The 15,528-nt window shown below is 62.0% G+C and carries 16 protein-coding genes; 15 read left to right on the plus strand and 1 reads right to left on the minus strand.

The annotated features are described in order from the left end of the window. Positions 1-65 precede the first annotated feature (65 nt). From hemE to gspM, 13 genes are all read left to right on the plus strand, one after another. Positions 66-1,133: a uroporphyrinogen decarboxylase gene (gene hemE, locus HU762_RS19160; protein ID WP_186639661.1), complete on the plus strand. Its 1,068-nt coding sequence runs from the start codon at positions 66-68 to the stop codon at positions 1,131-1,133. A 335-nt stretch (positions 1,134-1,468) separates the two neighbouring features. Further along, entirely contained in the window at positions 1,469-2,935 is a 1,467-nt protein-coding gene (gene gbpA / locus HU762_RS19165; RefSeq protein ID WP_186639663.1) for an N-acetylglucosamine-binding protein GbpA, read from the plus strand. A gap of 204 nt (positions 2,936-3,139) precedes the next feature. After that, a complete protein-coding gene (locus HU762_RS19170) occupies positions 3,140-3,664 on the plus strand; it encodes a type II secretion system protein N (RefSeq protein ID WP_186639665.1) in 525 nt (174 codons plus the stop codon). Between the two features lie 8 nt (positions 3,665-3,672). After that, on the plus strand, positions 3,673-5,601 hold the full coding sequence (gene gspD / locus HU762_RS19175) for a type II secretion system secretin GspD (protein WP_186639667.1): 1,929 nt from the start codon (positions 3,673-3,675) through the stop codon (positions 5,599-5,601). After that, a complete protein-coding gene (gspE, locus tag HU762_RS19180; RefSeq protein ID WP_186639669.1) occupies positions 5,598-7,070 on the plus strand; it encodes a type II secretion system ATPase GspE in 1,473 nt (490 codons plus the stop codon). Before gspD ends, gspE begins: the two co-directional genes overlap by 4 nt. 3 nt (positions 7,071-7,073) lie before the next feature. Continuing rightward, complete coding sequence (gene gspF, locus HU762_RS19185) at positions 7,074-8,279, plus strand: type II secretion system inner membrane protein GspF (RefSeq protein ID WP_186639671.1); 1,206 nt, start codon at positions 7,074-7,076, stop codon at positions 8,277-8,279. A gap of 3 nt (positions 8,280-8,282) precedes the next feature. Then, entirely contained in the window at positions 8,283-8,738 is a 456-nt protein-coding gene (gspG, locus tag HU762_RS19190) for a type II secretion system major pseudopilin GspG (protein WP_186639673.1), read from the plus strand. Positions 8,739-8,740: 2 nt separating this feature from the next. Beyond that, on the plus strand, positions 8,741-9,208 hold the full coding sequence (gene gspH, locus HU762_RS19195; RefSeq protein ID WP_186639675.1) for a type II secretion system minor pseudopilin GspH: 468 nt from the start codon (positions 8,741-8,743) through the stop codon (positions 9,206-9,208). After that, the gene (gene gspI, locus HU762_RS19200; RefSeq protein WP_186639677.1) at positions 9,201-9,587 is read left to right on the plus strand and encodes a type II secretion system minor pseudopilin GspI; all 387 of its coding nucleotides are present in this window, start codon (positions 9,201-9,203) and stop codon (positions 9,585-9,587) included. The genes gspH and gspI overlap by 8 nt, the downstream gene beginning before the upstream one ends. Then, positions 9,580-10,113, plus strand: coding sequence for a type II secretion system protein GspJ (locus HU762_RS19205; protein ID WP_186639679.1), 534 nt, complete (start codon positions 9,580-9,582; stop codon positions 10,111-10,113). The genes gspI and HU762_RS19205 overlap by 8 nt, the downstream gene beginning before the upstream one ends. Beyond that, positions 10,110-10,955 carry a type II secretion system protein GspK gene (locus tag HU762_RS19210; RefSeq protein ID WP_186639681.1) on the plus strand — a complete coding sequence of 282 codons (846 nt, stop codon included), beginning with the start codon at positions 10,110-10,112 and terminating at the stop codon, positions 10,953-10,955. Before HU762_RS19205 ends, HU762_RS19210 begins: the two co-directional genes overlap by 4 nt. Further along, positions 10,955-12,058: a type II secretion system protein GspL gene (gene gspL / locus HU762_RS19215; protein WP_186639683.1), complete on the plus strand. Its 1,104-nt coding sequence runs from the start codon at positions 10,955-10,957 to the stop codon at positions 12,056-12,058. Before HU762_RS19210 ends, gspL begins: the two co-directional genes overlap by 1 nt. Then, positions 12,058-12,513 (plus strand): type II secretion system protein GspM, encoded by a 456-nt coding sequence (gene gspM, locus HU762_RS19220; RefSeq protein ID WP_186639685.1) that lies wholly within the window; start codon positions 12,058-12,060, stop codon positions 12,511-12,513. The genes gspL and gspM overlap by 1 nt, the downstream gene beginning before the upstream one ends. A gap of 150 nt (positions 12,514-12,663) precedes the next feature. Here gspM and HU762_RS19225 read toward each other — a convergent pair whose 3' ends face one another. Next, complete coding sequence (locus tag HU762_RS19225; protein ID WP_186639687.1) at positions 12,664-13,938, minus strand: MFS transporter; 1,275 nt, start codon at positions 13,936-13,938, stop codon at positions 12,664-12,666. Positions 13,939-14,058: 120 nt separating this feature from the next. On the opposite strand from HU762_RS19225, the gene HU762_RS19230 reads away from it, so the two are divergent. Both HU762_RS19230 and HU762_RS19235 read left to right on the plus strand, forming a co-directional pair. Continuing rightward, positions 14,059-14,952: a LysR family transcriptional regulator gene (locus HU762_RS19230; protein ID WP_186639689.1), complete on the plus strand. Its 894-nt coding sequence runs from the start codon at positions 14,059-14,061 to the stop codon at positions 14,950-14,952. A gap of 124 nt (positions 14,953-15,076) precedes the next feature. Then, positions 15,077-15,520 (plus strand): DUF2846 domain-containing protein, encoded by a 444-nt coding sequence (locus HU762_RS19235; RefSeq protein ID WP_134922538.1) that lies wholly within the window; start codon positions 15,077-15,079, stop codon positions 15,518-15,520. Positions 15,521-15,528: the final 8 nt, after the last annotated feature.

Consider the following 15,528-nt stretch of genomic DNA (forward strand, 5'->3'; position numbering starts at 1 on the left):
GCACTTGCCGTGCCTTTTACGTCGCGCTCTGAGAAAATGCCCGCACTTTTTTTCCGGATGCCGACATGACTGCCCTGAAGAACGACCGTTTCCTTCGCGCCCTGCTCAAGCAACCTGTAGACGTCACCCCGGTATGGATGATGCGTCAGGCCGGTCGCTACCTGCCGGAGTACCGTGCCAGCCGCGCCAAGGCCGGTGACTTCATGAGCTTGTGCATGAATCCGCAGTTCGCCTGCGAAGTCACGATGCAGCCGCTGGATCGCTACCCGCAGCTGGACGCGGCGATCCTGTTCTCCGACATCCTCACCATCCCCGACGCCATGGGCCAAGGCCTGTACTTCGAGACCGGCGAAGGCCCGCGCTTCAAGAAAGTCGTCAGCACCCTGGCCGATATCGAGGCCTTGCCGATTCCGGATCCGCAGAAAGACCTGGGCTATGTCATGGACGCGGTCAGTACCATTCGCCGGGAACTCAACGGTCGCGTGCCGCTGATCGGTTTCTCCGGCAGCCCGTGGACGCTCGCGACCTACATGGTCGAAGGCGGATCGTCGAAAGACTTCCGCAAGACCAAGGCGATGCTCTACGACAACCCCCAAGCCATGCACCTGTTGCTGGACAAGCTGGCCCAGTCGGTCACGTCCTACCTCAACGGCCAGATCCTGGCTGGCGCGCAAGCGGTGCAGATCTTCGATACCTGGGGCGGCAACCTGTCGGCGGCGGCGTATCAGGAGTTTTCCCTGGCCTACATGCGCAAGATCGTCAGCGGCCTGATCCGCGAGCACGAAGGTCGCAAAGTCCCAGTGATCCTGTTCACCAAGAACGGCGGCCTGTGGCTGGAAAGCATCGCCGATGCAGGCGCCGACGCCCTGGGTCTGGACTGGACCTGCGACATTGGCAACGCCCGCGAGCGTGTCGGCCACAAGGTCACCCTGCAAGGCAACATGGACCCGACCGTGCTCTACGCCAAGCCTGAAGCCATCCGCGTTGAAGTCGGACGCATCCTCGCCAGTTACGGCAAGGGCAGTGGCCATGTGTTCAATCTCGGCCACGGCATCACCCCTGAGGTCGATCCGGAACATGCCGGCGCCTTCCTGCGAGCGGTGCACGAGTTGTCGGCGCAATATCACGTCTGATTGCTGTCCCTGTTACCCAGCCTGTCCGGACCCGTGCCGGACAGGCTTTTTAATGTCTGGATGTTTAACAGTTCGATATAGACCAGCCGATCGCTTTAGAAGCGTTTAGTTGTTTGTTTTATGGCGATATCTGCTTGTACGATATTTCTTTCATGATGTAAGGGAAATCGATTCAGAGATCGTTCCTTCCATGTTGAGAGATTTGTCCTACATAGGAATCGGTTAACTTTCTATAAGGTTTCTGGCACTTGCGAGGTTTGGCGCTGAGCCGTCTGGTGCGCCTTTGCAAGGGGCGGTAATACGTCTTTCATTTCGATGAATAGTCTGGAACTTATATGAAAAATAACTTTAACAAGAGCAAGGTATTAACGGGGTGCACTACCTCCTTAGTTCTTTTGTCAACCATGATGACGTCTCAAGATGTGCTGGCCCATGGTTATCTCGACGTACCGCCTTCGCGCGCGTTGCTCTGCCAGAAAGGTGACAACAAAAATTGCGGTGGCGCGCAATACGAACCGCAAAGTACCGGTGAAACTTTCAAGGGTTTCCCGAACGGCGTCGGTGGGGCGCCGCTGCAAGGTCCCGTTGACGGCAAGATCGCCAGCGGCGGTCACGCATTGTTTTCTGCCTTGGATGCGCAATCGGCCACGCGTTGGCACTTGACCGAGATCAAGGACCGCAACATTGACTTTCAATGGCGATACACCGCGGTGCACCCTGCAACCAAGCACGAATATTTCATTACCCGCGACGGCTGGAACCCAAACGAAGCGCTTAAGCGTGCCTCGTTCGACAGCACGCCGTTCTGTACTGTGGAGGGTGCTAATCAGGTCCCGGTCGGAGGCGCCAAACACAACTGCGTCATTCCCGACAGCAAGTCGGGTCATCACGTCATCCTGGCCGTTTGGACAGTGGGCGATACCGACAACGCGTTCTACGACCCGGCCGATGTGAACATCCTCGCCGAAGCCGCATTGCCGGGCGGCTGGCAGCCGGTGGGCAGCATTACCCCGGCGACCCCATTGCTGATGGGTGACAAGGTCAAGGCCCGGGCGTTCTCCGCGAGCGGTGAAAGTACCGAATACAGCGTAGAGATCCGTATCGATAACGCTGAAGTAGGCAAGCCTGAAAACTGGTCGTTCAAGCTGGCCGAAGCCATCAACAACGCCCATTCCGTGATTCGTGCCGGTATTCGTGACAATGACGGCAATATCACGCCGGTCGAGGGCACCAACCGCCTGTATGCGCAGAAAGAAAGCGGTGTGACTCGCTATGAAGTGCAACTGGACATGCAGGAAGACGCTGGCGCCAGCATGGAGATTTCCTCCCTGCAACCAGAATACGTCCTCGACAAAGGTCGGGTGAGCATGGTGTTCGCCGCGCAGACAAACCGCAGAATGAACCTCGAAGCCACGCTGTTCGACGAGAAGAACAAACAGGTGGGTGTCGTGAGCAAGACCGTGGCTGAAGGCAGCACCAACCTGAACCTGGACGTGCGCAGTGCCCCTGGCGCCCATACCCTCACGCTGGTGGGAACCACCGAAGACGGGCGCACCACCCGCCAGGATACCCAGGCGGTCACCCTGACCGGTGAAGGCGCGGGCATCGAGTACGACTTCGTATTCCCTGAAGGTATCAGCGACTACACCGCCGGCACGAAAGTGCTGCAGCCCAAGACTGACGAAGTCTTCGAATGCAAGCCGTTCCCGGCGTCCGGCTACTGCAAGCAGTACGGCCCGACGTCGAACGGTTTCGAGCCGGGTGTCGGTGCGTCCTGGCAAAGCGCCTGGGACAAGCTGTAAGTCCTGACAGGCACGGCCCCAGGCATTCCGTACAGGTTGCCCGGGGCTTTCGAGCGAGGTCACAACCATGCATTCCAACTGTCTCGGGCAACGGGTTCGGCTGCGCGGGCTACCGGTCGCCAGACATGAGTTTTTCGTACCTCCGATGGCGCGGCGGCGATCCTGCGCAAAGCCTGCGGGCGCGATGGTCCCAAGGACGCAAAGGTGAACCTGTCTTTTCTGAGCGGCGGCCGCCTGCCGAAGCTGCTGGTGGTCATACCGCTGCTGTATGGCGTTTTTCTGGCCGAGCAAGAGTGGCGCTTTCGCCAGGCGTTGAGCCGTGATGCGCCAGTGGTCGTCGACACACCGGCAGTCCCGGTTCGCCAGCTACCCAACGTGCAAGCGGTGGCAACCGTACTAGGGCTGCCGCTTGGGGGGGCACAGGCATCAAGCGCTGAACCGATCACGTTGCAAGCCAGTTTTGTCGCTGGCCAAGGCTTGTCGCGGGCATTGCTGGCCGACGCCGCTGGCTCGCGAATTTACCAGGTAGGTGAGCGCTTGCCGGGCGGCAGCGTGCTGCGCCGGGTCGAGGCGAGCCATGTGCTGTTATGGCGCAACGGGCGGGAAGAGCGGCTGGCCCTGCGGCAGGAAGCCAAACCTCTGTTGCGCAAACTGGACCCTGGGGAAGGCCGCCATGCCGCGCTTCGTTCTTCGCAATACCTACGCCCGGTGGTTGGGCAATCAGAGTGATCGAATTCATGAATAGCTTCATCCGGGGCCGCACCTCGCGGTTCCTGTTCTGTCTTGCCGTGTCTTGTTCGTTGTTGCCCACCGGTTCGTTGCGCGCCGAAGAGCCCCAATGGCAACTGGCGATGAACAACGCAGAACTACGCGACGTGGTCGATGAAATCTCGGCCATCCTGGGCAAGACCGTGGTGCTCGATCCCCGGGTGACGGGGCGTATTACTGTGATGTCCCACCAGGCGCTGGACCGTGAAGGCGTGCGTCGGTTGTTCTATTCGGTGCTCGACGCCCACAACTTCACCGTGATCGACGAAGGCGAGCGGATCCTGATCGTCCCGGTCAGCGATGCCAAGACGCGGGCCAGTGCCAGCGCCGTGAAAAACACCACTCCGTCGCAGTTCGTCACCCGGGTCATCGACTTGCAGTCGGGTGTTGCCGCCGATATTGCCGGGCTGGTCCGGCCCCTTGTGTCGGGCAATGGCTATATCGGCCCTTCAGTGTCTTCCAACGCGCTGGTGGTAACCGACACCGCCGCCAACGTGCAGCGCATTGTCGGCGTGGTGCACCAGTTGGATTCTGGACGTAACCGCAACCACAGGGTGCTGCGTTTGAGTCATGCCCAGGCCGGGGATATCGCGCCGATCATGCAGGCCACGGCTGGCAAGCGCGAGGGCGATGCGGCAGGCCTGGTGATTGCCGACACTCGCAGCAATCGCCTGGTGATCATCGGCGCGCCGTCGGTGCGTCAACGCCTGGTCGACCTGGCCCGGACACTGGACGTTCCGGCGGCCGCATCCCAGGGCAACGCGCGAGTCATCCGCCTGCGCCACAGCGATGCCAAACAACTGGCCGAAGTGCTCGAAGGCATCGGACAGGACCGCAATCCGGCCCAGTCCGTGCCTGGCACTCGGGAAAACAATTCCACGGCGTCGTTCATGATCAAGGCTGATGAAAGCCAGAACGCTTTGGTGCTGATCGCCGAACCGGCGCAGGTCCGCACTATCGAGCAGATCGTTCGCGAACTGGATCAACCCCGTGCCCAAGTATTGATCCATGCGGCCATCGTCGAGATTTCCGGGGACATTTCCGAAGCGCTGGGTGTGCAGTGGGGACTCAAAACCGGAAGTGCTTCAGGGCTCATCAATTTCCCAGGAACCGATATTCCGATCATCGGCGGGCTGAAATTCAACAAACTCGACAAGGCCCCGGAAGGCGCCGTCCTGCAGCTGGGCGGCGATCGTTTCGGCGCGCTGGTGTCGGCGCTGGCGAGCAGTACTCGCAGCAATCTGCTTTCCACCCCAAGCCTGCTGACGCTGGACAACCAGGAAGCGGAGATCATCGTCGGCCAGAACGTCCCCTTCAAGACCGGCTCCTACGCCACCAACAGCAGCGGTGCGGACAATCCGTTCACCACCGTGGAACGCAAGGACGTGGGCATCAGCCTCAAGATCAAGCCCTACATCAACGAAGGCTCCACGTTGCGCCTTGAAGTCGAGCAGGAAGTCTCGGACATCGCACCGTCGGTTTCCGGCCTGGAGTCTTCCGACCTGATTACCAACAAGCGCGCCTTGAAAAGCACGATCCTGGCGGACGATGGGGAGATCATCGTTATCGGCGGCCTGATTCGCGACAGTGTTCGTACCCAGGAAAGCGGCGTGCCCCTGCTGCGCAGCATTCCGTACCTGGGAGCGCTGTTTCGCTGGAATCGCGACATCCAGACCAAAAGCAACCTGATGGTCTTCCTGCGTCCCACTATCGTGCGCAGCAAGGAAGACCTGGCCGACGTGAGCCGTCAGCGCTACGACGCGTTGCGAGACCTGAGCAGGCCGAGCCCCCGACAGAATAATTCCTTGTTGCTGCCCAAGGACGCTCGCCAGCTATTCGAGCCGTCTTCGGATGCCCCGGTGACTGACTTGCGTCAACCGAAGGCGGGTGACCTGTGAGTGAGTCGCAGGCCCGGCTGCCCTTCGGTTTTGCCAGGCGCCATGGCGTGCTGCTGGAAGGCGACGGTGCGACCCTGAGCCTGGCGATGCGCCGCGATACGCCGCTGACGGCGTTGGCCGAGGTTCGGCGCTTGTGTGGCCAGGATCCTTCGATCCAGGTGCTGGAACCGGCTCAGTTCGCCACACGCCTGGCCAGCGCCTATCGCCAGGGACAGAGCGCCGCCGAGCAAGTAGCCCAAGGGCTGGACGAGGAACTGGACCTGCTCAGCCTGGCCGATCAGGTGCCACAGACAACCGATCTTTTGGAACAACAAGGCGATGCTCCGATCATTCGTCTGATCAATGCCTTGCTCAGCGAAGCGGTTCGTGAACACGCCTCGGATGTGCATCTTGAAACGTTCGAGCAATACCTGTCGGTCCGCATGCGCATCGACGGACAGCTGCAGGAAATGCTGCGTCCGCGCCGGGAGTTGGCGAATCTGCTGGTATCGCGGATCAAGGTCATGGCGCGCCTGGACATCGCCGAAAAGCGTGTGCCCCAGGACGGTCGAATGGCGTTGCGCCTGGCCGGTCACGAGGTCGATGTGCGGGTCTCGACCCTGCCTTCAGCCCATGGCGAGCGCGTGGTATTGCGCCTGCTCGACAAACAGGCCGGCCGCTTGGATCTGCAGCGCCTGGGCCTGCCCGACGATACCCTGGCAAGTCTGCGTCGGTTGCTTTGCAAACCCCACGGCATCGTATTGGTCACCGGGCCGACGGGGTCGGGAAAAACCACCAGCCTTTACGCGGCGTTGAGCAGCATCAACGACCAGAGCCGTAATATTCTCACCGTCGAAGACCCCATCGAATATCACTTGCCAGGCATCGGCCAGATGCCGGTCAATCCCAAGGTCGACATGACCTTTGCCCGTGGCTTGCGGGCTATTTTGCGCCAGGACCCGGACGTGGTGATGGTCGGCGAAATACGCGACCGCGAAACGGCGGAAATTGCGGTCCAGGCTTCCCTGACCGGCCATCTTGTGTTGTCGACGTTGCACACCAACACCGCCGTCGGCGCATTCACGCGGTTGATGGACATGGGCGTGGATGCCTATCTGCTGGCGTCGTCCGTGGCCGGTATCGTCGCCCAGCGGTTGTTGCGAACCCTGTGTCCGTCCTGCAAGACGCCCTACGTGGCCGATGCGGCCATCTGCCGGCGCCTGGGGCTCGACGCCAACGCCGCGCCACGACTGTTCAAGGCCCAGGGCTGCGACCATTGCCAAAAAGGTTATCGCGGGCGTATCGGCATCTACGAACTGGTGAATGTCAGCGCCGCGCTGTCGCAGCTGATCCACCAGGGCGCCACCGAGCAGGCATTGACCCTCGAGGCGCGCAAGACCTCCCGCAGCCTGTTCCAGGATGGGCGGCGGCGGGTACTTGAAGGCTTGACCAGCGTCGATGAACTGCTGCGCATCACCCAAGAGGACTAGCGCATGCCGACCTTCGACTATCGGGCCGAAGATGCCCAGGGCCGGCGCTGCAAGGGGCGTATCGAGGGCGACAGCCCCCGTCATGCGCGTCAGTTGCTACGCGAACGGGGCTTGCGGCCCAGCGAATTACGCGAAGCAGCAGAGCGGACTCCTGGACGCCGGTCCAGTGGAGGCCATTTGAGCCCGGCTGATCTGGCATTGCTCACGTTGCAGTTGTCCACCTTGATCCAGGCCGGTTTGCCCCTCGAAGAGTCACTGGGAGCAGTGGCGCAACAGAGCCAGAAGCGGCGCGTCGCCAATCTGCTGGCGGCGGTGCGCAGCCGTGTGATGGAAGGCCAGGCACTGGCGACGGCGCTGGGGGCCTTTCCCCAGGCCTTTCCCGAGCTGTTCTGCGCCACGGTCGCTGCGGGCGAACAGTCCGGTCATCTGGGCCAGGTGTTGGAACAATTGGCGACCTATACCCAGGCACGCCAGGCATCGCGCCAACGCATTCAACTGGCATTGGTGTACCCGCTGATCCTGATGCTGGCCTGCGTCGCGATTGTCGCGTTCCTGCTGGGCTACGTGGTGCCGGATGTGGTGAAGATTTTCATCGACAGTGGCCAGCCCTTGCCTTGGCTGACCCAGGCGCTGATCGCCGTGAGCGATGGCTTGCGTCGCCATGGCCTGCTGCTGCTCGGTGCCCTGGCCGGCTTGTTCGCGCTGTGGCGCTGGAGCTTGCGCCAACCGGCCTGGCGTCTGCGCTGGCACCGTTTGCTACTGCGCCTGCCGCTGCTGGGCGAAGTGTCGCGGGCGATGGAAGCGGCGCGATTCGCCAGCACCCTGGCGATCCTTAGCAAAAGCGCGGTGCCGCTGGTGGATTCCTTGCACATTGGCGCGCAAGTGATCGGCAACCTGGCGATCCGCGCCCGCATGGCCGATGTCGCTCGTTCAGTTCGCGAGGGCGGGACCCTGACCCGTGGCCTGGAGCAGGGCGGTGATATCCCGCCACTGATGCTGCACATGATCGCCAGCGGCGAACGAGCCGGCGAACTCGACAACATGTTGGCCCGGGCCGCCGAACAACAGGAAGCCAGCCTCGCGGCGCGCATCGCGCTGGTGGTGAGCCTTTTCGAACCGGCCATGTTGGTGTTGATGGGCGGCGTCGTGCTGCTGATCGTCATGGCCATCCTCCTACCGATCCTGAGCCTCAACCAATTGGTGAATTGACCGATGAAATTCCAAAGCAACCGACCTGCAAGGCATCAACGCGGTTTTACCCTGATTGAAATCATGGTGGTGGTGGTCATCATTGGCGTGCTGGGCGCCATCGTGGTCCCGCAGTTCATGAGCCGCCCCGACCAGGCCAAAGTCACGGCCGCCCGGACCGACGTCCAGGCGATTGCCACGGCCCTGGAAATGTACCGTCTCGACAACTTTCAGTACCCCTCGACCCAACAAGGCCTGGAGGCGTTGAGCAAGCGCCCGTCCGGCACGCCCGTGGCAAGGAACTGGAACCCGCAAGGGTATCTGAAAAGCCTGCCGGTCGACCCTTGGGGCACGCCCTACCAGTACCTCAATCCCGGGCACAAAACCATCGATGGCAGCTATGACCTCTACTCCCTGGGGGCCGACGGCATGCCGGGCGGTGAAGGGATGGCGGCCGACATCGGCAATTGGGCCGAGTGAACATGCAGCGTTGTTGCCGCGGCTTCACCTTGCTGGAGCTGATGGTGGTCATCGTCTTGATCGGGGTCCTGGCGGGCATGGTCCGTTTCGCCACGGGGTCGAGCCCGGCGCGTGAGGCGCGGCAACACGCTCGGGACTTTGTCGCGGTGGTGCAGCAGTTGCGCGAGCGGGCGGTGTTGGACGGGGAGGAATACGGTCTGCGCGTGCAGCCTGGCGGTTATCAGGCGTTGCGACTCCAAGCCCAGGACTGGACGGCGGTGTCGGCGTTGCATCGATTGCCCGAGGGCCTGACGTTCGGATTGGAGCAGGAGGGTCATGTCCTGCGCCTCGATCACGTTCAAGGCCCACCGCAGTTGCTGATGCTCAGCAGTGACGAGACCAGCCCGTTCAGGCTGCTTGTCAACGTCGCTGGGCAGACGGTTGCCCGGGTATCGAGCGACGGTCTGGCGGAGCCGCTGGTCGATGAATAACGCACGCAGGCAGGCCGCTGGCTGCCAGGGTTTCACGCTGTTGGAAGTCATGATCGCCCTGGCCATTTTCGCCACGCTGGCGGCGGCCGTGCTCTCGGCCAGCCAGTTCGTGCTCAAGCAGAGCGCTGGCCTTGAGGACCGTCTGTTCGGTGCCTGGCTGGCGGACAATCAGTTGAGCGAACTGCGTCTGCAAGCCGTCACGACGCCCGGGCAACAGCGACTGAACCGGCACCTGGGTCGCCGCGATTGGATCTTGCAACAGCGTATCGCCCCGGCCCGTGACGGGCGCCTGCTGCAGGCCGAGATCCAGGTCAGCCGCGGCGACAACTCGATCGTCGTGCACCGCACCATCGGGTGGATCCGCAGCCGTCATGAATAGGCAGTCGGGTTTCACCTTGTTGGAGCTGGTCATCGCCATCGCCATTTTTGCCTTGCTCGGCCTGGCCAGTTGGCGGTTGTTCGATGGCGTCGTGCGGACCCAGCAAGGGGCCGGTCAGCATGAGCGCGACATCAGGGCCTTGCAGCGTGCTGTCGGCGTGATCGAACGGGATGTGTGGCAGGCGGTTGCCGACTCGGTCGTGCTCGCGCCCGGACATTTGCAGTTGCAGCGCAGCCATTGGCGCAACCCATTGGATCAGCCACGCAGCGAGCGCCAAGCGGTGATCTATCGACTTGAGGGGACGACGTTGTGGCGCGACAGTGTCGGAGAAGGCTCGACCGTTGTTCAGCGGCAGAAATTGCTCGGCGACGTCCGCAGCTTGAGCTGGCGGGTGTTCGACCGGCAACGGGGCTGGCACCGCGAAACCGCGAGTGACACCGCGCCGCTGGCGCTGGAAATGATCGTGTCGGCGGGGCGTTTCGAGCAGATTCGCCGAGTGCTGCCGTTGCCGGAGGCGTTGCCATGAAGCGCCAACGGGGCGTGGCGCTGATCAGCGTGCTGCTGGTGTTGAGCCTGGCCTTGCTGCTGGTCGGTGGGCTGTTGCGCAGCCATCGCCTGTTATTGCATAGCAGCGCGCAGCAACTGCAACAGGTCCAGTTGCGGCAATTGGGTTTGGCCGGGGAGGACTGGGCGCGGGTGGTATTGGAAAACAGTGGGATAACACCGTCCGGGCCCGTTGACCTGAGCCAGGATTGGGCCCGGCTCGGGTCCGTCTTGGAAGTGGACAGCGCCGAGCTGCACATCGGTATCGAGGATTTGTCCGGACGCTTGAATCTCAATGGGCTGCTGGCCTTGGGGCAAATCGATCAGGTCACCCTCGGTCGCTGGAGTCGCTTGCTGGCCCTGCTGGATCTGCCGCCGCTGGCGTTGCCCCAGATGGGGCCGGTGCAGGAGTTGAGTCAATTGCGCCTGCTGCCGGGCATCGACGGTCAGACGCTGCGACGCCTGGAGCCCTGGGTGGTGTTGCTGCCCAAGGACGCGCGACTGAACGTCAATACCGCCCCGCACCTTGTGCTGATGACCCTTGATGGGATGGAAACCGGGCCCGCCAAGACGTTGGCCGACCAGCGTCGCCAGGCGCCATACGCCAGTGCGCAGGCGTTTACCAATGACCCGTTGTTGTCCGGCTTGGGCCTCAGCAGCCATGGCCTGGGCGTGAGCAGCCGCTGGTTCCGAATCACCGTGAGCGTGATCCATGGCGACAGCCGTCTGCGCCTGGCCTCGGATATCGAGCGCGATTCTGAGAGCGGGCGCTGGACGGTTCGCCAGCGACGTTTCTTACCCTTGACCCCCAGCGAGCTCCCTTGATGAAAACCTGGCTTTACCTGACAGCCGAAGGCCTGGACGCGCCGTGCGCCAACTGGCCGTGTTGCGTGTGGTCGCCCACCGGCGAGCGTCGTCGCCTGCCATTGCACAAGGCGGCCGGCGAAATGCGCGGACGGCCCGTCGATGTGTTGCTGCCCATGGAAATGTCCAGCTGGTTGCGCAGCGATCCGTGGCCCTCCCGACGCCAGCCCCGGCCCCAGGCCCTGGCGTTCGCCATCGAAGAACAATTGAGTGAAAACCTGGAGACGCTGCACATCAGCGCCGGCCCGCGGGACCGTCAGCAGCGTTATCCGCTGATGGTGACGGCGCGTACCCGGTTCCAGGCGCTGCTGGCGCTGCTCGCCGAGCAAGGCATTGATACGCGCGCGGTGCATGTCGATGCTGATCTGATTGCTGATGGCCAGGCGTTTGGGGTGCGTTGGTTCGGGCGCTGGCTGTTGGGTGGAGGACTGCCCGCGCGGGTGCCGTTGTCGGCACGGGCCTTGGCGGCGCTCAAGCCCAGCCTGCCGGAAGACATTCATTGGTTGGACGAAGAGCGCGATTGCCCAGCTATCGATGAATGGCTCCTGAACGCGGGTGGACGTCCCATCGACCTGTTGCAAGGTGAGTTTCGTCGACGCCGAAGCTCGCTGCCATGGCGTGGCGCTTCGGCGGTGATGCTGGGCCTGCTGGTGCTCACCTGGGCCTTCAGCGAAGCCCGCGTGCGCTTTCTTGAAAGTGAAACCCGGCTTTTGTATGCCCAAAGCGAGCAGCGATTCAGGTCGCTGTACCCGGGGCAGGTGCGGATCGTCGACCTGGCGGCGCAGTTCCAGGCATTGCAGGGCCGTCGTGGGCAAAGCCAGGTCACCCAAGTCGCGCGTCTGGCCCGTCTGACCGAGCAGGTCATTGGCGCCAGCAACGTCGAGGTGCAGCGCATCGATTTTCGTGAGGGCGAGGGCTGGAAGATCCAACTGACGGCGAACAGTTTCGTCGAACTTGAACAACTGCGTGAGCGCGGGCTGCAAAACGGATTTTCCGTCACCCTGGGCAGCGCGAGTAAACAGAACAACCGCGTGCAGGCCCTCCTCACGCTGGAGAACAGTTGATGGGCGTCAATGGATGGCGGGTCCTGCAACAGGCCTGGGGAAACCTCTCGCGCCGAGAGCAAGGTTTGTTGCTGGGGCTTGCCGGATTGTTATCGGTGGCGTTGGCCTATACCGCGATCTGGCAACCGACCCGGCAACGACTGGAGGTTGCCGAACGACAGCATCGCCAACAGGCCGAACTGAACGCCCGGATCCAGCGCGCCGAACCCTCCCGGAATACGACGGCCGCCACCCGACCCTTGTCGGTGCGCGTCAACGCAAGTGCTACAGCGGTGGGGTTGGACATGGCGGAAATGGAGGTCGACGGCGACTCGTTGCGACTCGCCGTCAAGGGTGAGGCGAATGCGTTGCTGCATTGGTTGGATCAACAAGAGCGGGAGGGCGCGGTGCTTCAGTCGCTGACCTTGGAAGTGCGTGATGATGTGTTAGAGGCGCGAGTGGTTTTGCGTCAATGACCGACCGAGCGCACCTAAATGCCGACAACGCCGTGTGTCAGGCAGATTGAGTTGACTGCTTAGGGGGCTGCTACGCAGCCCAGCGGGGATAAATCCCCTCGCCACAAAGTGTTCGCTCTGTTCCGGGGTTGGACAGGGCTCTCGCGATGGCTAGACCTGCACATTCCCCGGCAACAACGGCAATTTTGCCAGCTTCACCGCCACCCACAACGCAATCACCAGCAAGCCACCGATGAACAGGCCGATCCCGTTCCAGCCGCCCAGGTGCCAGGCAACGCCGCCCGCCGTACCCGCGACGCTTGATCCGGCGTAATAACTGAACAGATAAAGCGACGAGGCCTGGCCCTTGGCTTGGAGCGCGCGGCGGCCGATCCAGCTGCTGGCGACCGAATGGGCGCCGAAGAAACCGAAGGTGAATACCAACATGCCCAGGATCACCAGCCACAGCGGCGTGGCCATGGTCAGCACCAGGCCGGCGAGCATCAGCGCGATGGTTGCCCAGAGCATTTTGCGCCGACCGAGTTTGTCCGCCAGGGCGCCGACTTTTGCCGAACTGTAGATGCCCGACAGGTACACCACCGACAGCAACCCGACGAAGGCCTGATCCAGATGATAAGGCGCGGCCAGCAGGCGATAGCCGATGTAGTTGAACAGCGTCACGAACGCGCCCATCAGCACGAAGGCTTCAAGAAACAGCAGCGGCAACCCGGCGTCGCGAAAGTGCATGACGAAACCGTCCAGCAGGCTGCGCGGGTGCAGCGAACGGGGACGGAAGTTGCGTGACTCGGGAAGAATCCGCCAGAACACCGCCGCCGCGATCAGCGCCAGCCCGCCAACCACCAACATCGCCGTGTGCCAGCTGACAAAGTCGATCAAGACCCCGGTGATCAGGCGTCCGCACATGCCGCCAATGGCGTTGCCGGCGATGTACAGCCCCATCGCCAGGCCGATGTGCCTGGGATGGATTTCCTCGCTCAAATACGTCATCGCCACCGCCGCCAACCCGCTCAACGACAGCCCCACCAAGGCGCGCAGCAGCAGTACACCTTCCCAAGTCGGCATCATGGCGCTGGCAATCGTGCACAGCGACGCGGCGAACAGCGCCGTGACCATCACCGGCTTGCGCCCGATGCGGTCGGAAATCGGGCCGGTGATCAACAGGCCGATGGCGAGCAGGCCGGTCGCCACCGACAGGATCAGGCTGCTCTGCGCCGCGTTGATGGAAAACTCCCGAGACAGCAGCGGCATCATCGGTTGCACGCAATACAACAGGGCGAAGGTCGCAAAGCCACCGCAGAACAGCGCCAGCACCGTGCGCATGAACAACGGCGTGCCTTTCTCGATGTAGATGTCCTTCAGTTCGGCGGTGACGTCCTGCGCACGCGGCGGCATTTCATGGGCCAGTGGAGCGACAGCAGTTTTCACGGTGGACCTCGCAAGAGCACGATCAGGCAGGCAATGAAAAAAGCATATAGCCGGCTAATGTTTCTATCCAATATATTATTCGACCTGTTTAAGACGTTCAGCGACCTATTGGATGGCCTCATGGAACTGCGTCACCTGCGTTATTTCATCGCCGTTGCCGAAGAATTGCATTTCGGCCGCGCTGCGCTGGTCCTGGGCATCTCCCAGCCGCCGTTGAGCCAGCAGATCCAGGCACTGGAACAGGAGATTGGCGCACGGTTGTTCGAGCGCACCAATCGTCGGGTCGAATTGAGCGAGGCCGGGCGGTTGTTCCTTGAAGAAGCGCGACGGGTGTTGGTCCAGGTGGACAAGGCCGCCGACGTGGCCCGCCGTGCCCAGTTGGGTGAATTAGGCGAGCTGAAAATCGGCTTCACCTCCTCGGCACCGTTTAATTCCACCATTCCCCAGGCGATCTTCTCATTCCGGCAACGCTTCCCGGCGGTGCACCTGAACCTGCGGGAAATGAGCAGCACCCAAGTGGCCGATGCACTCGTGGACGACGTGATCGAGGTGGGCATCATGCGACCGTTACCGCTGCCCGACACCTTGACGGAAATCGAACTCAGCCGCGAACCGCTGGTGGCCGTGCTCAGCGCCAAGCATCCCCTGGCCCAGGGCAATGAAGAGGGCCTGTTTCTCTCGGCCTTGGCCCTGGAGCCGTTCGTGTTCTTCCCCCGCAGCTACGGCAGCGGCCTCTACGCCCAACTCCTGAGCCTGGCCCGCGACGCCGGCTTCAGCCCGCATTTCGCCCAGGAAGCCGGCGAAGCCATGACCATCATTGGCTTGGTCGCGGCGGGGTTGGGCGTCTCGGTATTGCCGGCGTCCTACCAGCGCATGCGTATCGATGGGGTGGTCTATCGACCGCTGCTCGACCCGGCTGCGGTGTCGGCGGTGTGGCTGGTACAGCGCAAGGACCAGCGCTCGCCGATGGCGGCGGCGTTTGTGGCGTTGTTGACCGATGGGGTGGAGTTGTAAGGCCATAAAGCTGAAGTGGGTAATGACAGGCCCACCCGTGCTCGGGCATACCAACATTACTTTAGTTTTCCAACGCTTCGGCCGATATCCCATTGTTCGACCAACCCAATCATGGAGAAACAGGATGTTCAAGCAGTTGACCTTTACCGCCTTGCTGGCAGTCGCCGCGCTGACCACAGGGTGTGCTTCGGTAAAAATGGCGGATGACACCCAGGATGCGCAAGCGAAAACCTTCCAGACTGTCCCTGACAAAGCGAACATCTACGTTTACCGCAACGAAAGCATGGGCGCTGGGGTGAAAATGCCGGTAACACTCAACGGTAAAGCTGTTGGGCAGACCGTTGCCAAGTCGTATTTGATGCTATCGGTACCGGCCGGCCAGCAGACGTTGGTGTCGTCTGCGGAAAACGATTCAGAGCTCAAGCTCAGCACAGAAGCTGGCAAGAACTATTTTGTCTGGCAGGAAGTGAAAGTGGGTTTCATCAAGGCTCGTAACAACCTACAGGTTGTCGATGAAAAAACCGGCCGCGCCGGGGTGGTCGAAAGCAAGTTGATTCAAGCTGAGTAACTCGGCTG

Origin of the sequence: Pseudomonas sp. SWRI92 (assembly GCF_014268685.1) — a bacterium.
Classification (GTDB): Bacteria; Pseudomonadota; Gammaproteobacteria; order Pseudomonadales; family Pseudomonadaceae; genus Aquipseudomonas; species Aquipseudomonas marvdashtae.